Here is an 18,089-nt window from a genome sequence, read left to right on the forward strand (position 1 = left end):
TCATGCTCGAAGAAGCACTCGAGCACCTCGTTCGGGGCATCGTCGACCACGAGGACGCCGTCGAGATCCGGCACCGTGAGCTGCGCCGCGGCGAGCTCCTCGAGGTCCGGGTCCACCCCGACGACCTCGGCCGCGTCATCGGCCGGTCGGGTCGCACCGCGAGCGCCCTGCGCACGATCGTGGGCGCCCTCTCCGGCGGACGTCAGGTGCGGATCGACATCGTCGACCTCGACCGCTGACCTCTCGCGTACGCACGACCGGATCCCCGTTCCCCCTCGCCCTCGGGCAGAGTGGGGCGGGGATCCGCTGCATGCCCGGACCCTCGTGCCCACCCCACCCCGGCTCCCCTCACCCCGCCGCCCTCGGACAAGGAGAACGATGAGCGCCGTCGTCGCCCGCATCGGCAAACCCCACGGACTGCGCGGTGAGGTCACCGTCCAGCTCCACACCGATGCACCCGGGGAGAGGTTCGTCCCGGAGGCCCGGTTCGAGACCGATCCCGACCGTGGGCCGCTCACGATCGCGGGCACGCGTGTCCACCAGGGCGTCTGGCTGCTGCGTTTCGAGGAGGCCGGTGACCGCACGGCCGCCGAGGCGCTACGCGGCACCCGCCTCCTGCTCGACGAGGACGCCACGGACGACGAGGACGACGAGGACGCCTGGTACGAGGACGACCTCGTGGGCGTCCAGGCGCGCGACCCCGAGGGCGCGGTGCTCGGCGAGATCGTCGCCCTCGACGTGCGTCCCGCCCAGGATCTCCTCACGGTGCGGCTGCTCGACGGCCGCCAGGCACTCGTCCCGTTCGTCGCGGAGATCGTGTCGACCGTCGACCTCGACCCCGCCGACCCGCACGTGGTCATCGACGCCCCTCCCGGGTTGCTCGACCTCGACGCCTGAGGAGCCCGACCCCATGCGCCTCGACGTCGTCACGATCTTCCCCGAGTACCTCGCGCCGCTGGACCTGTCGCTCATCGGCAAGGCCCGGCGCGACGGTCTGCTCGACCTGCGGGTCCACGATCTGCGCACCTTCACCCACGACCGCCATCGCACGGTCGACGACACCCCCTACGGCGGAGGTGCGGGGATGGTGATGAAGGCCGAACCGTGGGCGGAGGCGCTCGACGCGGTGCTGGGGTCGGTCGCCCCGGAGAACACCGACGACCCCGGGAGCGCGGGGGTGGGTCCCGCGGCGGGAACGCGCCCGCGCGCGCGGCTCCTCGTGCCCGGACCGGGGGGTGCGCCGTTCACTCAGGCCAGCGCGCACCGCCTGGCGCGAGAGGAGCATCTCGTCTTCGCCTGCGGGCGCTACGAGGGCATCGACGAGCGCGTCTACGAGCATGCCCGCGAGGTGTTCGACGGACGGGTCGAGATCCTCTCCCTCGGCGACTACGTCCTCAACGGCGGCGAGGTCGCCGTGCTCGCGATGGTCGAGGCGATCGCGCGTCTCGTCCCCGGAGTCGTCGGCAACGCCGAATCGCTCGTCGAGGAGTCCCACGAGGACGGCCTCCTCGAGTACCCCGTCTACACCAAGCCCGCGTCCTGGCGGGGGAGGGACGTGCCCGCCGTCCTCCTCGGCGGAGACCACGGCGCGATCGCCCGCTGGCGGCACGAGCAGCGCCTCGCCCGCACGGCGGATCGTCGTCCCGACCTCCTCCCGCCGTCGGCGGTCCTCCACGGCGAGGACGCGTTGCCGCTGCGCCCTGCGGTCCCGGCGGACGCCGCCGAGCTCTACGTCCTGCAGCGGTGCTGTTGGCTGCTCGAGGGCGAGATCGCGCACGACTACACCATTCCGCCGTTGACCGAGACCCTCGAGGACGTGCGTGCCTCGCTCGCCCCGGGGTCGGCGTGGCGGACCTGGGTGGTGCGTGATGCGGCCGGGCGACTCGTCGCCTCCGTGCGCGGACGACTGGCCGCGATCGGGAACGACGACGCCCCCGCCACGTGGGAGATCGGGCGGCTCATGGTCGCGCCCGATCTCACCGGCCGCGGGCTGGGTCGTGCCCTCCTGCAGCACGCGCTGGCGGCCGCGGACCCGGCGGCGCGTCGCGCATGGCTCGTCACCGGCGCCGCGAGCACGCGCAACCAGCGTCTCTACCGCAAGGCCGGATTCCGGGTCCTGCGTGGCGAACCCGCCTACCCCGGCACGGTCGAGATGGCCGCCCGGCTGCCGCGCGACAGGTCCTGACACGACGGCCCACCCCTTCCCCTCGATCCGGAGGGGAGGGCTCGGGCCTGGGCCCACAGCCTCCGGCCCGAGAACCACCTCCGGTCCGAGATGCGGGACGGCGAAGGGGGCCCGACGACTGCCTCCGATTTCCGGGGAGGGCGGCTCCTCTGGCAAGATGGATCACCGCGTCATCTCCTCACGGCCCCTACCACGGGGGGACGTGCAGCCCACACATCGACCGCCCCTCGCGGGCGGTCCTCCGGGCGCATGCGGCCGATCGACGCATCGTCTCGACACCCATCCGGGGTGACCCGTGGCACCGCCGAGAAAGCGAACGCGTCATGCACAAGCTCGACATGGTCGACCAGGCCAACCTGCGCACCGACATCCCCGAGTTCCGCGCGGGGGACACCGTCAAGGTCCACGTGCGGGTCATCGAAGGAAACCGCACCCGTGTGCAGGTCTTCCAGGGCGTCGTCATCCGCCGCCACGGCGGTGGCGTCGGCGAGACCTACACCGTCCGCAAGGTGAGCTTCGGTGTCGGCGTGGAGCGCACGTTCCCGCTGCACACGCCGGTCGTCGAGAAGATCGAGGTCGTCACCCGCGGTGACGTCCGTCGCGCCAAGCTGTACTACCTGCGCAACCTGCGCGGCAAGGCCGCGAAGATCCGCGAGAAGCGCTGACCTGCCGGTTCGCGCGGCACGCACGTCGCCACGGCGCCCCGGACCGACCTCGTCGGCCGGGGCGCCGTCGTGTTCGGGCGCGGCCTGCCCGGGGCTCCGCAGGGGGTCCGGGACGCGGCGTGTCGCGCGAACGGGGTACGGTTCCCGGTGGGTCGGGGTCCCGTCGTCGTCCGTTCACGGACGACGGTCGCTGAGCCTCGTCCGCCGTGGGCCGCGACGCACCGACGGTGCGCCGTCCGAGTGCCGACCTACGAGAGCGACGATGACGAGGACGACAGGACGTATGAGCCGACCGCACGAGACCGGGGGGCGCCCCGGGCAGCCAGGGCCGCCGACGGGTGAGGCCCCGGGCGGCGCGTTCCTGCACGGGGTGTTGGCGTTCGTCAAGGAGATCGTCATCATCGTCTCCCTCGCGGTGGTGCTCTCCCTCGTCGCCAAGACGTGGCTGGTCCAGACCTTCTGGATCCCCTCGGCGTCGATGATGAACACGCTCGTGCGTGACGACCGGGTCCTCGTCAGCAAGCTCACCCCCTCCCCGTTCCAGCTGCAGCGTGGCGACGTCGTCGTCTTCGTCGACCCCGGCGGATGGTTGGACCCCACCGTCGAGGCCCCCCGCCAGGAGGGGATCGGCGAACGCATCAACGAGGCCCTCACCTGGGTGGGGCTGCTCCCCGAGGACGAGGGCAACCACCTCATCAAGCGGGTCGTCGGTCTTCCCGGCGACCACGTCCGGTGCTGCACCGTCGACGGCCGTGTCTCGATCAACGGCACCCCCATCGACGAGCCCTACCTGCACTCCGGTGACACCCCCAGTGACGTCGAGTTCGACGTGACCGTGCCCGCGGGACGGGTGTGGGTGATGGGCGATCACCGGTCGGACTCCCGCGACTCCCGCTACCAGGAGGGCGACGGGGATCTCGGGATGGTCGGGTCCGTGCCGATCGATCACATCGTCGGGCGCGCCTTCGCCGTGGTCTGGCCGCTGGAGCGACTCACCTGGCTCGGGGTGCCCCAGGAGACGTTCGCGAGCATCCCCACCCCGGCCTCGACGCCCGCTCCCACGAGTCCGCCCGTGCCGTCGGGTCCGCCCGCGCCGACGGAGACCGACACGCCGTGAGCACGTCGATCGGCCCTGAGGCCAGGTCCGGTGACCTCCGGGACGTCCTGACCGCCGAGGACCCCGAGGCCGTCGGTCCGGGGATCGCCGGGAGGGCCGCGGTCACCGGACCGCCCGCGTCAGCACAGGGGTCCCGTCCGTCGGGAGTTCCCGTGCCCCCGGTGGTTCCCACCGCCCGCGTGGCCGGCGGTGGCCGTGGAGGGGGACGGCGCCCCGGTCCTGCGAGGACGCCGTCGCTACGGGTCGAACGGACTCTCGCCCGCGAGGGCCACGTGCTCGTCGCAGGCATGGACGAGGTGGGCCGAGGGGCATTGGCCGGGCCGGTCTCCGTGGGGGTCGTCGTCGTCACCGCGACGACGCGCAGCGCACCCAGCGGGGTGAGGGACTCCAAGCTCCTCACGCCGTCCATCCGCGAGCGCCTCGCGCCGCGCGTCCGGAGGTGGGCGCACGGCCACGGCGTCGGGCACGCGAGCCCCGAGGAGATCGACACGTTCGGGATCCTCGCCGCGCTCCGTCTCGCCGGCCTGCGGGCGCTGGGGGCGTGCGGCCTCGTCCCCGACGTGGTGATCCTCGACGGCAAGCACGACTGGCTCACCGGCCGCGCCGCCGAGGAGGCGCTGTTCGACCTCGGGCCGCCACCCCCGTGGCCGGACGTGCCGGTCCCGCCCGTCCGCACCCGTATCAAGGCCGACATGGCGTGTTCGAGCGTCGCCGCGGCGAGCGTCCTCGCCAAGGTCGAGCGCGATGCCCGGATGGTCGAGCTCGCAGGCGTCCACCCGCACTATGGTTGGGCGGTCAACAAGGGGTACGCGGCGCCCGAGCACCGGGCCGCGCTCCTCGAACACGGCCCCTGCGAACTCCACCGTCGCTCATGGAGGCTCATGGGGGAGGCGCCGGTGGCGCCACGCGACCCGGGACGGAGCGAGGAGGCCGACGGGGCGGAGTTCGAGGTGCGGGCCGACGTGGGCGATGATGGACCGGTGAAGGGGAAGGTGTCATGAGTTCCGAGGACCTCGAGAAGTACGAGACCGAGATGGAGCTGCAGCTCTATCGCGAGTACCGGGACGTCGTCGGGCTGTTCACCCATGTCGTCGAGACCGAGCGTCGCTTCTACCTGTGCAACGCGGTCGACGTGAAGGTCCGGTCGGATTCCGGCGAGGTCTACTTCGACGTGAGCATGTCCGACGCCTGGGTGTGGGACGTCTACCGCCCGGCGCGGTTCGTCAAGAACGTCCGCGTCGTCACCTTCAAGGACGTCAACATCGAGGAACTGGCCAAGAGCGACCTCGAGGTGCCGGAGGACGGCAAGTTCTGACGCGGCCGCGTCTGCGCTCCGACCGTCGCTGAGCGTCTCCTCCACAGCCCCACGGCGTCACCGCCGCCGTCCACACCCGCCCTCGGTGCGGCCGCCCACGCGGCCGCCTGCCGCGAGGCTGGCGGCGGAGGTGAGGTCATGGCTGATCGACGACGGGCCCTCGGTGAGTACGGGGAGCGTCTGGCTGCGCGGTATCTGACCGAGGCGGGTCTCGAGATCCTCGACCGCAACTGGCGGTGCCGGGTCGGCGAGATCGATCTGGTCGCTCGGCAGGGCCAGTGCCTGATCGTCTGCGAGGTGAAGACCCGCAGGCGCCTGGAGTTCGGGGGGCCGGCCGTGGCGGTGACACCCGTCAAGGCCGCGCGGTTGCGGCGTCTCGCCGGCTGCTGGGTGGAGGCCCACCCCTCGACGGACACCCGGGACGTGCGCATCGACGTCGTCGCCGTTATGCGTCCGCCCCGCGGTCCGGCCACCGTGGAACATCTCGTCGGGGTGGCCTGATGGGGCTCGGGCGGACGAGGAGCGTGACGCTCGTCGGTCTCGGAGGTGCCACCGTCAACATCGAGGCCGACATCGTCCAGGGGCTTCCGGCCTTCGTCATCGGGGGTCTGCCCGACGCCGCCTGCCGGCAGTCGGGGGACCGGATCAAGGCCGCGGGCGGCAACAGCGGACTGGAGATCCCCAACCGGCGCATCACCGTCAACCTGTCCCCGGCCTCGTTGCCCAAGATGGGTTCTCATTTCGACCTGGGCATCGCGATCGCAGTCCTCGTGGCGGCCGAGAAGGTGTCGGGGCGGGTCGTCGACGAGATCGTGCACCTCGGAGAGCTGGGTCTGGACGGGTCCGTGCGATCGGTGGCCGGGGTCCTGCCGCTCGTCCTCGCCGCGCGGCGGGCGGGTTACGAGAAGGTCGTCGTGCCGGTGGGCAACATGCGCGAGGCCGCGCTCGTCTCGGGCATCGAGGTCATCGGGGCCTCGTCGCTGGCCCAGATCGTCGGTCGCCACGAGGCCGTCGAGAAGGGCGCCGAGATCGAGGACGAGTCGCCACCGACGGAGGTCGTCACCCTGCCACCGCGTCACCGGGATCTGGGGGAGGTCGTGGGTCAACCCGAGGCCCGCCTCGCGCTCGAGGTGGCCGCCGCCGGCGGCCACCACCTCATCCTTATCGGACCGCCCGGGGCGGGTAAGACGATGCTCGCCGAGTGCCTGCCGGGCCTCCTGCCGGAGCTGGGCGACGACGACGCGCTCGAGGTGTCGGCGGTCCACTCGGTCCTCGGCCTGCTCGCCGGGGGGCAGCTCATCCGGCGACCGCCGTTCGTCGCCCCGCACCATCACGCCTCCCCGGCCGCAGTCATCGGGGGCGGGAGCGGGGTCGTGCGGCCCGGGCTCATCTCCCAGGCCCACGCGGGGGTGCTGTTCCTCGACGAGAGCCCCGAGTTCTCCGCCGCGGTGCTGCAGTCGCTCCGTCAGCCCCTCGAATCCGGCGAGGTCACCGTGGCGCGGCAGCGCTCGGCGGCGCGGTTCCCCGCGAGGTTCCAACTCGTGCTCGCCGCGAACCCCTGCCCGTGCGGCAAGGCCCACGGTAAGGGGTTGGACTGCTCGTGCTCGCCACGGGCACGGCGCGACTACCTCGGCAAGCTCGTCGGCCCCCTCCTCGATCGCGTCGATCTTCAGATCCGCGTCGCCGCCGTCACCCGCCCCGGGCTCGCCGAGGGCGGGGGAGAACCGACCGCGGTCGTCGCCGAACGCGTCGCGAGGGCGCGAGATGCGCAGCGGACGCGCCTGGCCGCCGTGGGCAGACATCTCAACGCACACGTGCCCGGCCCCGTCCTGCGCGGCCCCGGGCTGCGACTGCCGACGCACGTCACCGGCGATCTCGACCGCGCCCTCGACCGGGGCATGCTCACCCTCCGCGGGTACGACCGCGTCCTCCGGATCGCGTGGACCCTCGCCGACCTCCACGGCGCCGAGGAGCCCGGCCGTGACGACGTCGGCATCGCCCTCGGCCTCCGCACCCAGGCGGGCCTGGCGGCCTGAGCCCCTCCACGCCGCACCATCGACCACGGAAGGACCCCCTCGTGCCCGCCTCACCTCTCACCCCGCCCGATCCGGCGACCCCAGCCGGTCCTCGTGCCACGACCCCGACCGCGAACACCTCGCCCGCCCGGGCCACGGCGCCCGCACCCGGCCCGTCGCCCACGTCGGGCGGCTCGACGACCCGGACCACCCCGTCCGTCGCGAGCCCGTCTCCATCCCCGAGCGCGCCCCCACCTCCGACCCCGTCGTCCCGGTCGACGACGTCGAGCAGCTCGTCCGCCGCGGTTCCGTCCGGGACGGCGACGGCGCCTGCCCTGCCCCGTCTCGCCCACCCCGTGCTCTCGGCCGTCGAGGCCGGGCTCGACGGGCTGGACCCCGAGGTGCTCGCCCGCGTCGTGTGGAGCGGGCTCGCCGAACCGGGCGACCCCGTCGCGGCCGGGCTCGTCCGTGAGCTGGGCGCCGTGACCGCCCTGGAGACCTTGCTCACTCGTGGTGAGAGCGCCCTCGACCGGTTCAAGCCGCGCCTCGCCCGGCTCGAACTCACGGCGATCCTCGACGACACCGCCGCCTGCGACGCCCGTCTCGTCACCCCGGGCGAGGCCGAATGGCCCAGCGGCCTGGACGATCTCGCATGCCCACCGCACGTCCTGTGGGTGCGCGGACCGGCGTCGCTCGGGGCGGTGACGCGGCGCTCGGTCGCGGTCGTCGGCGCCCGGGCCGCCACCGCCTACGGCGAGACGGTGGCCGCGGACCTGGCCGCCGGGCTCGCCGAACGCGACGTCACGGTCGTGAGCGGTGGCGCCTTCGGCATCGACGCAGCGGCACACCGTGGGGTCCTCGCCGTCCGCGGGACGACGGTCGCGGTCCTCGCCGGCGGGGTCGACCGACCGTACCCCGCGGCGCACCATCGACTGCTCGGGCACGTGGCGCAGACCGGTGCCCTCATCAGCGAGATGCCACCAGGATCGACATCGCTGCGATCCCGGTTCCTGCTGCGCAACCGCCTCATCGCCACGATGACCCTCGGCACGGTCGTCGTGGAGGCCGGTCGTCGGTCGGGTTCGCGGAACACGGCCGGTACCGCCGCCGCCCACCACCGGGTGGTCCTCGCCGTGCCCGGACCCATCACGTCGATGGCCTCGGTGGGGTGCCACGAGATGATCCGGTCCGGCATGGCGCAGCTCGTCACCGACGCCCCCGAGGTCGTCGAGCTCATCGGCGTCATGGGCCAGGACCTCGCCCCGGACATCCACGTTCCGGCTCGGGTGGGGGACGGCTTGGAAGGGCCGGATCGCCGGGTCTTCGACGCCCTCCCGCGACGCAGGGGTGCCGAGGTCGACGAGCTCGCCGTGGGCGCGGGGGAGACCGAGGCGACGGTCCGTGCCGCCCTCGGTCGGCTGGAACTCCTCGGTCATGCCTGCCGCACCGAACACGGTTGGCGCCTGGTGTCGTGACGGTGTGACGTGGCCACCCAGCCGCACGCCGAGTCGGATCGGGGACGCGGGGTGCTTGGCGCGGGCCGGTGGCTCTGCGACCGTGAAGGCGTGTCCATCGACGACGAGACCCCCGCGACCTCCGTGCCGCCGATCCCCGAGGCGGCCGACGGCGGTTCAGCGGCGTCCGGGGACCCGGGGGCGCCCGCAGCTCCTCCCGAGTCCGCCCGAGCGTCGGCGGGTGCCACCGCGACGGGTGACACGCGGGGCGACGGCGACGCGCCGGACGATGCGGTGACCGAGCGGTTCGTCCGCCACCTGCATGCCGAGCGGGGCCGTTCTCCCCACACCGTGCGTGGGTACCGACACGACGTCGCCGCGTTGCTCGCCTTCGCACGAACCGCGGCCGGGGCCGATGACGGCCTCCGGTCGTTGACGCTGCCCGTCCTGCGGGCCTGGCTCGCCGAGGGCGCCGCCCGTGGCGAGTCGAGGGCGACGATCGCGCGCCATTCCGCCTCGGCGCGGGCGTTCACCCGCTGGGCCGCCCGCCAGGGGTATCTCGACACCGATGTCGCGGCCCGCCTCGTCACCCCGAAACGCGGTCGCCACCTGCCCGGCGTCCTTCGTGCGGACCAGGTCGAGACCCTCCTCGACGCCGCCGCCGGCGAGGTGAGCGCGGGTGGCCGGACGAGCGTGGGCACCCGAGGCGAGACGCGGGTGGGCACCGGGGCCGCCGACCACGCCACACACCCGACCGACCTCGCAGAACGGCCGAGGGCCGAGACGCCGCGCATCGACCGGCACCGCGAGTCCGGAGGCGGGAGTCCCACTGCCGTGGCCACCGTCCTGCGGGACCGCGCCGTGCTCGAGTTGCTCTACGCGACGGGGTGCCGGGTGGGCGAACTCGTGGGCCTCGACGTGGACGACCTCGATCTCGACGAACGCACGGCGCGGGTCCTCGGGAAGGGCGACAAGGAGCGGGTCGTGCCGTTCGGTGTCCCCGCCCGGGACGCGGTCCGCGACTGGATGGGGCTCGGACGCCCGGCGTTGGCGACGAGCCGCAGCGGCCCGGCGCTGTTCGTCGGCGCACGCGGCGGTCGCCTCGACGCTCGGCGGGTGCGCGAGGTCGTCCACGCGGCGACCTCTGCGGCCGGGGTCCCCGACCTCTCCCCCCACGGCCTCCGCCACTCCGCCGCGACCCACCTGGTGGAGGGGGGCGCCGACCTGCGCACCGTGCAGGAGCTCCTGGGGCATGCGAGCCTGTCGACGACGCAGATCTACACTCATGTGTCGACGGATCGGCTGTTGCGGTCCTACACCCAGGCCCACCCGCGGGCCTGACAGCGGGTCGCGCACGACGGCCGGGGAGGATCGGATCGGCAGGGCTCCTGCCGATGAAGACGAGAGGGACGACGAGGGGACGAGGCAGGACATGAGCACCACCGGTGCCGGACGACGCGGACGGTCGACGACGATGGCCGTCGCCGTCGCCCTCCTTCTCGCCGCCTGTGGCGCGACCCCTGGGCCCGGTGGGGCGGACGCCCCCGGCGCCCCCGCGCCGACGACCCTCTCGGTCCCCATGTCGCCCGCGCCGGCGACCGTCGAGGCGACGACGCCCTCCGCGGGGGCGACCACCTCGGCCGGGCCCGCGGGTGAGGCGGAGGGGGACATCCCCGAGTCGCCCGCCGACCCCGACACCGTCGACGTCCCCGAGGCCGCGTCAGGCACGACCCGCGTGGTCTCGGTGCCCGGCGCGGACACCCCGGCGTCCGAGGCCCCGGGCCGCGTCGTCCGGTACACCGTCGAGGTCGAGAAGGGGCTCGAGGACGTCGCCGCCGGCTTCCCGGCCGCCGTCCGTGCCGACCTCACCGATCGCCGGGGGTGGCAGGCCAAGGACGGGATCCGCTTCGTCAACGTCTCGCCCGAGCAACGGGACAAGGGAGCGAAGGCCGACATCCGGATCCTGTTCGCCAGCCCCCGCCTCGTCGACGCCGCGTGCGCGCCACTGCGCACCAACGGCCGGCTCTCCTGCCACCACGACGGCAAGGTGATGGTCAACTCCTGGCGGTGGATCCACGGCTCGCCCACCTACGGCGACGACCTCGCGAACTACCGCGTCTACCTCGTCAACCACGAGGTCGGTCACTCCATCGGACACGGCCACCGGCCGTGTCCGTCCCCGGGTGCGAAGGCCCCGGTCATGCTTCAGCAGACCCTGCATCTCGAGGGCTGCCGCGCCAATCCGTATCCGACGGTCGGACCGCGCTGACCGTCGCCTCGGCAGCACCGCTCGGCGCGGCGGGGACCGGGGTCCCGGTCCTCGACGGCGTGCCGTTGCGCCGTCGCTCACGGACGGCTCCACGGAGTGAGCAGGCGGACGCGTCCGCCGAGCAGGCCGAGCGGGTCGAGGTAGTTCCCGTCACGTCTGGCGCCCCAGTGCAGACACCCCTGCGCGCAGTGTGAGATCCCGGTGACGACGACGGTGCCGACGACCTCACCCCGGCGCACGGTGGCGCCACGGTCCACCGAGGCGAGGACCGGTTCGTAGGTCGTACGGAGGAGTCCGTCCCCGTCCGGGTCCCGATGATCGAGGGAGAGGACGGGCTTGCCCGCGACCACGCCGACGAAGGCCACCCGCCCGTCGGCCGGGGCGCGCACCGGAGCGCCGTCGGCGGCCGCGAGGTCCACCCCGCGGTGCCCGGGGAGCCAGTGCTGCGCCGGGGCCTGAAAGCCTCGCTCCACCCGGAGCGGGTCGACCGGCGGGAGCCACCGACCGGAGGTCTCGTTCGCGGGGGTTTTCCTCCCTCTCGGACCCTGTCCCGTGGTCACCGCCACGATGTCCTTCTCCGGCGGTGACGGGGGTGCCGGCGGAGCCCGGTGGGGCCGGGGTGGGCCGCCGTCGGGCCTGGCGAGAACGCGACTCGTGGACACCGGCGCCGGGGGCACCGCGGCGGTCGTGGAGACCGAGGCACGCGTCGTGGGGACGGCAGCGCGCGGTGGGGGGACGGGTGCGGACGCCGTCAACGCGAGCGAGCCGGAGACGGCCATGGTGAGGAGCAGCGGGGCGACTCTCATGGCGGCAGCGTCGCCGCCCTCGGGCCACGGGAGGGGCGGGCCGGGTCGGGCTGTGGACGGGGAGGCCGGTCAGGGCAGCCTGGGGACGGCCGGACCCGTGGCTCGGCGCCTCGGTGGCTCGGCGCCTCCGTGATGCGGCGCCTCCGTGACTCGGCGCCTCCGTGATGCGGCGCCTCCGTGGCTCGGCGCCTCCGTGATGCGGCGGCTCAGCGAGCCGTCGGTCGCCGGGCGGCGGCGAGGCGCTCGAGGCCCGCCGTGACGACCTCTTCGCGTTTGCAGAACGCGAGACGCACGAGCGGGCCGGCGGCCTCGACCTCGGGGCCGGTGACGAACGCGGCGGCGGGCACCCCGACGAACCCGTGCTCCTCGGCGAAGCCGGGCATCTCGGTGAGGGCCTGCCTCATGCCGAAACCGGAGAAGTCCGCGAGGGCGAAGTAGGTGGAGGCGGGCCGGTTGGTGGGGACGCCGAGCTGCGCGAGTCCGGTCAGCAACTGGGCGCGCCGGGCCCGCAGCTCGGTCGTGAGTTCGGCGTATCCGGCGTCGTCCATCCCGAGGCCCTCGGCGACCGCGTACTGGAACGGCCCCGACGTGGTGAACGTGAGCCATTGTTTCATCGAGGTCACGGCCTCGACCCCGGCCGCCGGCCCGGTGACCCAGCCGACCTTCCACCCCGTCATCGAGAACGTCTTGCCGGCCGACGACATCGTAAGGGTGCGGTCGGCGACCTCCGGCAGGGTGGCCATGGGGATGTGAGGGACGTCGTCGAGGACGAGGTGCTCATAGACCTCGTCGGTGACGATCCACGCGTCGTGCCGGACCGCGAGCTCGGCGACGACGGCCATCTCCTCCCGCGTGAACACCTTGCCCGTGGGGTTGTGGGGGGTGTTGAGCAGGACCAGGCGCGTCCGGTCCGAAAAGGCCGCGGCGAGGGCGGCCTCGTCGAGAGCGTGGTCGGGGAAGTGCAGCGGGACCGTGCGCAGGATCCCACCGGCCCGCGCGACCATCGCCGGGTAGCAGTCGAAGTAGGGCTCGAAGGTGACGACCTCGTCGCCGGGCCGCACCATCGCGAGGATCGTCGCGGCGATCGCCTCGGTCGCGCCCGCGGTGACGAGGACCTCGGTGTCGGGATCGACGTCGAGACCGTAGAAGCGTCGTTGGTGCTCGGCGATCGCGCGGCGAAGCTCCGGGACCCCCGACCGTGGCGCGTACTGGTTGTGGCCCGCGCGAATCGCCTCGCACGCGAGGTCGACGAGGAAGTCGGGGCCCTGGATGTCCGGGAACCCCTGGCCGAGGTTGACCGCGCCGGTGCGTGAGGCGAGCTCGCTCATCTCCGAGAAGATCGTCGACGCGTACGGCTCCATCGTCTCCACGAGAGGGTTGTCCATGCCCGGGAGACTAACCGCAGGCCCCCGGCCCGGCGGCGCTCGCGGACCTGGCGGTCGTGGGGACGTCCACCGACATCCTCACGACCGCGCGAGGGGCTCGGTGTCGGCGTGGCCGGCCTCCCACGTCGCGGCGAGGGAGCGGATTCGCATCCTCCCGACCGCGGCCACTAGGATGGGGGGTACCACCGCTGTGTCATGTGCCTCGTCAGGACTCCGAGTCGCGTCGCGTGTCGCGTCTCGGGTTTCGAGCAGTGTCTCGAGACGGCAGGGCAGGGCGGCGGTGGAATTCGCGTGTCCCATGCCGGCCCGCCTCGCACCCTCCCTGGGTCGATGCGCCAGCCGGGGTACGTCGCCGAGGTCCGCTCCGTCCCGGGGCGGTGGTGACGACCGGGGCACCAGGCGCTCCACCCGCACTCCCGCGGCGGGGCGATGAACCGGAACGAACGAGAAGGAGACCTCGGCATGGCCGTCGTCACCATGCGCCAGCTCCTCGAGAGCGGCGTCCACTTCGGGCACCAGACCCGTCGGTGGAACCCCAAGATGAAGCGCTTCATCATGACCGAGCGCAACGGGATCTACATCATCGACCTACAGCAGACGCTCACGTACGTCAACGACGCCTACGAGTTCGTCAAGCAGACGGTCGCGCACGGCGGCTCGGTGCTCTTCGTCGGCACCAAGAAGCAGGCCCAGGAGGCCATCGCCGAGCAGGCCACCCGCGTGGGGATGCCGTACGTCAACCACCGCTGGCTCGGTGGCATGCTCACCAACTTCCAGACGGTCTCCGGGCGCCTCACGCGCCTCAAGGAGCTCGAGGAGATCGACTTCGACGACGTGGCCGGCAGCGGCCGCACGAAGAAGGAGCTCCTCGTCCTGCGTCGCGAGAAGGAGAAGCTCGAGAAGACCCTCGGCGGTATCCGCGACATGTCCAAGGTGCCCTCGGCGGTGTGGATCGTCGACACCAAGAAGGAGCACCTCGCGGTCACCGAGGCGCGCAAGCTCAAGCTGCCCGTCATCGCGATCCTCGACACCAACTGCGACCCCGACGAGGTCGACTACAAGATCCCCGGCAACGACGACGCGATCCGCTCCGTCTCGCTGCTCACGCGCGTCGTCGCCGACGCCGTGGCCGACGGTCTCATGACCCGCAGCCAGGGCGGTTCCTCCGAGGAGACCGCCGCGGCCGAGCCCATGGCCGAGTGGGAGCGCGAGCTCCTCGCCGGCGAGCAGGCCCCCGCCGAGACGGGCGACGCGGCCGAGCCGACGGCCGAGGCCGCGAACGCCGAGGAGCCCGTCGTCGAGGCCGCTCCCACCGAGCAGCCCGCCGCCGAGACCACCGAGCAGCTCGCCGCCGAGACGGGCGACGCCCCCGCCGCCGAGGCCGCGGGCACCGAGCAGGCCTGAGCCTCGGCCGGATCGACACCCTCCAACGGTTTTCGACACAGATAGGGATATCGCATGGCGAACTACACCGCCGCTGACATCAAGGCGCTCCGTGAGGCCACCGGCGCCGGCATGATGGACGTCAAGAAGGCGCTCGACGAGGCCGAGGGCGACAAGACCAAGGCCACCGAGATCCTTCGCGTCAAGGGCCTCAAGGGCGTGACCAAGCGTGAGGGCCGCAGCGCCTCCAACGGCCTGGTCACCGCGCACGTCGACGGTGGCGTGGGCACGCTCGTCGAGGTCAACTGCGAGACCGACTTCGTCGCCAAGGGCGAGAAGTTCGGCGAGCTCGCGGCCAAGGTGCTCGATGCGGCCGTCGCCGCCGGTGCCGCCGACGCCGACACGCTGCTCGCCACCGAGGTCGACGGCAAGGACGTCAAGACGCTCCTCGACGAGGCGAACTCCGCCATCGGGGAGAAGATCGAGGTCCGTCGCGTCGCGCGCGTCGAGGCCCCCAAGGTCGTCTCCTACCTCCACAAGACGAGCCCCGACCTGCCCGCGCAGATCGGCGTCATCTTCGGGTACGACGGTGACGACGACGCCGCGCACGACGTCGCGATGCACATCGCCGCGTTCAGCCCGTCGGTGCTCTCGCGCGAGGAGGTCTCCGAGGAGATGGTCGCCAACGAGCGTCGCATCGCGGAGGAGACCGCCCGCGAGGAGGGCAAGCCCGAGCAGGCGCTCCCGCGCATCGTCGAGGGTCGCGTCAACGGCTTCTTCGCCGAGAACGTGCTCCTCGAGCAGAAGTTCGCGAAGGACCAGAAGAAGACGGTCCAGAAGGTCCTCGACGAGGCGAGCACGACGGCCAAGGGCTTCGCGCGTCTCCGCGTGGGCAACTGACCTCGCACGCCGCGACACGACCGAGCCCGCCGCCCCGATCACCGGGGCGGCGGGCTCCGTCGTCCCGCGGGACCGGGGCCGGCGACCGGCCGTGGTCACCTCGACCCTTTTGGGCTTGGGTGCCCGCGATGCGAGGATGAGCGCGAACTCGACTGACAGGGAGAAACCCGTGACCGACGACACCCCGCGTGCCTACAAGCGTGTGCTGCTCAAGCTCTCCGGCGAAGCCTTCGGCGGAGGCTCCATGGGGGTCGACCCCGACGTCGTGCGCGGCATCGCCCGCCAGATCGCCGAGGCCGTGCGTGAGGGCGTGCAGGTCGGTGTCGTCGTCGGCGGTGGCAACTTCTTCCGCGGTGCCCAGATGCAGGAGCGCGGCATGGAACGGTCCCGCGCCGACTACATGGGCATGCTCGGCACGGTGATGAACTGTCTCGCGCTGCAGGACTTCCTCGAGAAGGAGGGCATCGACACGCGCGTGCAGACCGCGATCACGATGGGCCAGGTCGCCGAGTCCTACATCCCCCGCCGGGCCATCCGCCACCTCGAGAAGGGCCGGGTCGTCATCTTCGGCGCCGGCGCGGGCATGCCCTACTTCTCCACCGACACGGTCTCGGCGCAGCGTGCCCTCGAGATCGGCTGTGACGCCGTGCTCATGAGCAAGAACGGCGTCGACGGGGTCTACGACAGCGACCCCCGCACCAACCCCGACGCCCGCCGGTTCGACCGCATCTCCTACGACGAGGCCCTCGCCCACAACCTCAAGGTCGTCGACGCCGCGGCGTTCAGCCTCTGCATGGAGAACCGCCTCCCCATGATCGTCTTCGCGATGCAGGGGGAGTCGACGATCTCCCGCGTCCTGCGCGGGGAGTCCCTCGGCACCGAGGTCTACGCGGACTGACCCGCCCCGCGCCCACCGCCGCAGGTGGGGCGGCTCCACACCTCCACTTCCCGTCGGCCCATGCCCGGCGAGAGGTGCGGACGTCTGACAGCATGGGACCCACGCGCCGATGTGCGGCGCATGGCGAGCGAACGTGAAAGGCACCCACCATGTTGGACGAGACGATGTTCGAGGCCGAGGACAAGATGGAGAAGGCCATCGAGGTGGCGAAGGAGGACTTCGCCTCCATCCGCACCGGCCGGGCGAACGCGGGCATGTTCAACAAGCTCCTCGTCGACTACTACGGCGCCCCCACGCCGTTGCAGCAGCTCGCGTCGTTCCAGACGCCGGAGGCCCGCACCATGCTCATCACGCCCTTCGACAAGGGCGCGATGGCGAACATCGAGAAGGCCATCCGCGACTCCGACCTCGGCGTCAACCCGAGCAACGACGGCCACTCGATCCGCTGCATCCTGCCCGAGCTCACGGCCGAGCGCCGCAAGGAGTACGTCAAGATGGCGCAGCGCAAGGGCGAGGACGCCAAGGTCGCGATCCGCAACGTGCGACGCCACGCCAAGGACCAGATCGACCGCTTCGTCAAGGACGGCGATATCGGCGAGGACGAGGGCACGCGGTCGGAGAAGGAGCTCGAGGCCCTCACCAAGAAGCACGTCGAGCAGGTCGACGAGCTGCTCAAGGGCAAGGAGGCGGAGCTCTCCGCCGTCTGACCGACGTCTGCGCGACGTCCCCCGAGCATGACGCGCACCCGAGCCGCGAACGAGGACGAGAGGACAGCGATGACGGTCCCCGTCGCGCCCACGAAGAAGCCACCCGGCAAGGCGGGCCGCAATCTCCCCGTCGCCATCGGTGTCGGGGTCGGGCTCGGTGGGCTCATCCTCGCCAGCCTCTTCGTCGTCCGGTGGGGCTGGCTCGTCCTCGTCATCCCCGCGTTGTGCATCGGCGTGGTCGAACTGTCCCGGGCCTTCACCTCCGGGCGGTTCTCCGTGCCCGTGGTGCCGCTGCTGCTCGGCACCGTGGCGATGCACGTCGGCGCCTACGTCGGCCGCGGGCCGGGGCTCATGGTCGCGTTCGGGGCCACGCTGCTCGCCATCGTCGCCTGGCGCAGCGTCCTCGGCATCGACCGGGCGACCCGCGACGTCACCGCCGGGGTGTTCATCGCGGCCTACGTGCCGTTCCTGTCGGCGTTCACGACGTTGATGCTCGCCGAGCCCGACGGGAACCTGCGCATCACGGCCTTCGTCATCGTGACGATCTCCAGCGACATCGGCGGGTACGCCGTCGGCGTCGTCGCGGGCAAGCATCCGATGGCGCCGTCGGTGAGCCCGAAGAAGTCGTGGGAGGGGCTCGCCGGCTCGACCGTGAGCTGCCTCGCCGCGGGCATGCTCACGGTGCCGCTCATGCTCGGGGGATCCGTGTGGGTCGGCGCCCTCCTCGGGCTTCTCACGGTCGCGGCGGCGACGCTCGGCGACCTCACCGAGTCCATGCTCAAACGCGACCTCGGCGTCAAGGACCTCGGCGACATCCTGCCGGGGCACGGAGGCATCATGGACCGCATCGACTCCCTCCTCGTCACGGCCCCCGTCGCGTGGCTCGTCATGTCGCTGCTGGTGTGAGCTTCCCCGTCCACATCCGCCCCGCCCCCACCCCGTCAGGAGTCCCGTGACCGACCCGTCGAAGCCCCCGGTCCAGGTACGGCT

At 72.5% G+C, this 18,089-nt stretch carries 19 protein-coding genes; 17 read left to right on the forward strand and 2 right to left on the reverse strand.

What is annotated here, in order from left to right:
• Window positions 1-2: 2 nt before the first annotated feature.
• From RT054_RS00805 to RT054_RS00860, 12 genes are all read left to right on the forward strand, one after another.
• The gene (locus RT054_RS00805) at window positions 3-239 is read left to right on the forward strand and encodes an RNA-binding protein (RefSeq protein WP_312718388.1); all 237 of its coding nucleotides are present in this window, start codon (window positions 3-5) and stop codon (window positions 237-239) included.
• A 139-nt stretch (window positions 240-378) separates the two neighbouring features.
• Window positions 379-897, forward strand: a complete 519-nt coding sequence (rimM, locus tag RT054_RS00810; protein WP_313021628.1) for a ribosome maturation factor RimM — start codon at window positions 379-381, stop codon at window positions 895-897.
• A gap of 13 nt (window positions 898-910) precedes the next feature.
• Entirely contained in the window at window positions 911-2,185 is a 1,275-nt protein-coding gene (gene trmD, locus RT054_RS00815; protein ID WP_313021630.1) for a tRNA (guanosine(37)-N1)-methyltransferase TrmD, read from the forward strand.
• Window positions 2,186-2,508: 323 nt separating this feature from the next.
• Window positions 2,509-2,850 (forward strand): 50S ribosomal protein L19, encoded by a 342-nt coding sequence (gene rplS / locus RT054_RS00820; protein WP_312718384.1) that lies wholly within the window; start codon window positions 2,509-2,511, stop codon window positions 2,848-2,850.
• A 283-nt stretch (window positions 2,851-3,133) separates the two neighbouring features.
• Complete coding sequence (gene lepB, locus RT054_RS00825) at window positions 3,134-3,967, forward strand: signal peptidase I (RefSeq protein WP_313021633.1); 834 nt, start codon at window positions 3,134-3,136, stop codon at window positions 3,965-3,967.
• A gap of 272 nt (window positions 3,968-4,239) precedes the next feature.
• Complete coding sequence (locus tag RT054_RS00830; protein ID WP_396837166.1) at window positions 4,240-4,968, forward strand: ribonuclease HII; 729 nt, start codon at window positions 4,240-4,242, stop codon at window positions 4,966-4,968.
• On the forward strand, window positions 4,965-5,282 hold the full coding sequence (locus tag RT054_RS00835) for a DUF2469 domain-containing protein (protein ID WP_312718379.1): 318 nt from the start codon (window positions 4,965-4,967) through the stop codon (window positions 5,280-5,282). The genes RT054_RS00830 and RT054_RS00835 overlap by 4 nt, the downstream gene beginning before the upstream one ends.
• 138 nt (window positions 5,283-5,420) lie before the next feature.
• Window positions 5,421-5,783: a YraN family protein gene (locus RT054_RS00840; RefSeq protein WP_313021634.1), complete on the forward strand. Its 363-nt coding sequence runs from the start codon at window positions 5,421-5,423 to the stop codon at window positions 5,781-5,783.
• Window positions 5,783-7,318, forward strand: a complete 1,536-nt coding sequence (locus RT054_RS00845) for a YifB family Mg chelatase-like AAA ATPase (protein WP_313021636.1) — start codon at window positions 5,783-5,785, stop codon at window positions 7,316-7,318. Before RT054_RS00840 ends, RT054_RS00845 begins: the two co-directional genes overlap by 1 nt.
• Before the next feature lie 335 nt (window positions 7,319-7,653).
• Window positions 7,654-8,772, forward strand: coding sequence for a DNA-processing protein DprA (gene dprA, locus RT054_RS00850; protein WP_313021638.1), 1,119 nt, complete (start codon window positions 7,654-7,656; stop codon window positions 8,770-8,772).
• A 90-nt stretch (window positions 8,773-8,862) separates the two neighbouring features.
• Window positions 8,863-10,092 (forward strand): tyrosine recombinase XerC, encoded by a 1,230-nt coding sequence (locus tag RT054_RS00855; RefSeq protein ID WP_396837167.1) that lies wholly within the window; start codon window positions 8,863-8,865, stop codon window positions 10,090-10,092.
• A 91-nt stretch (window positions 10,093-10,183) separates the two neighbouring features.
• A complete protein-coding gene (locus tag RT054_RS00860; protein WP_312718371.1) occupies window positions 10,184-11,020 on the forward strand; it encodes a DUF3152 domain-containing protein in 837 nt (278 codons plus the stop codon).
• Window positions 11,021-11,097: 77 nt separating this feature from the next.
• Here the strand turns inward: RT054_RS00860 and RT054_RS00865 are convergent, their stop codons facing one another.
• Window positions 11,098-11,493 carry a M23 family metallopeptidase gene (locus RT054_RS00865; RefSeq protein ID WP_312718370.1) on the reverse strand — a complete coding sequence of 132 codons (396 nt, stop codon included), beginning with the start codon at window positions 11,491-11,493 and terminating at the stop codon, window positions 11,098-11,100.
• A 539-nt stretch (window positions 11,494-12,032) separates the two neighbouring features.
• A complete protein-coding gene (locus tag RT054_RS00870) occupies window positions 12,033-13,211 on the reverse strand; it encodes an aminotransferase class I/II-fold pyridoxal phosphate-dependent enzyme (protein ID WP_313021639.1) in 1,179 nt (392 codons plus the stop codon).
• Window positions 13,212-13,673: 462 nt separating this feature from the next.
• Here RT054_RS00870 and rpsB point away from each other — a divergent pair, with 462 nt between their 5' ends.
• The 5 genes from rpsB (at window position 13,674) to RT054_RS00895 (ending at window position 18,005) form a co-directional block, all read left to right on the forward strand.
• Window positions 13,674-14,615, forward strand: a complete 942-nt coding sequence (rpsB, locus tag RT054_RS00875) for a 30S ribosomal protein S2 (protein ID WP_312718368.1) — start codon at window positions 13,674-13,676, stop codon at window positions 14,613-14,615.
• A gap of 54 nt (window positions 14,616-14,669) precedes the next feature.
• On the forward strand, window positions 14,670-15,494 hold the full coding sequence (tsf, locus tag RT054_RS00880) for a translation elongation factor Ts (RefSeq protein ID WP_313021641.1): 825 nt from the start codon (window positions 14,670-14,672) through the stop codon (window positions 15,492-15,494).
• Window positions 15,495-15,630: 136 nt separating this feature from the next.
• Window positions 15,631-16,392, forward strand: a complete 762-nt coding sequence (gene pyrH / locus RT054_RS00885; protein ID WP_396837169.1) for a UMP kinase — start codon at window positions 15,631-15,633, stop codon at window positions 16,390-16,392.
• 149 nt (window positions 16,393-16,541) lie between these two features.
• The gene (frr, locus tag RT054_RS00890; RefSeq protein ID WP_292042958.1) at window positions 16,542-17,099 is read left to right on the forward strand and encodes a ribosome recycling factor; all 558 of its coding nucleotides are present in this window, start codon (window positions 16,542-16,544) and stop codon (window positions 17,097-17,099) included.
• A gap of 69 nt (window positions 17,100-17,168) precedes the next feature.
• The gene (locus tag RT054_RS00895) at window positions 17,169-18,005 is read left to right on the forward strand and encodes a phosphatidate cytidylyltransferase (RefSeq protein WP_313021642.1); all 837 of its coding nucleotides are present in this window, start codon (window positions 17,169-17,171) and stop codon (window positions 18,003-18,005) included.
• The last annotated feature ends 84 nt before the right edge of the window (window positions 18,006-18,089 follow it).

Source organism: Mobilicoccus sp. (genome assembly GCF_032060985.1).
GTDB lineage: Bacteria > Actinomycetota > Actinomycetes > Actinomycetales > Dermatophilaceae > Mobilicoccus.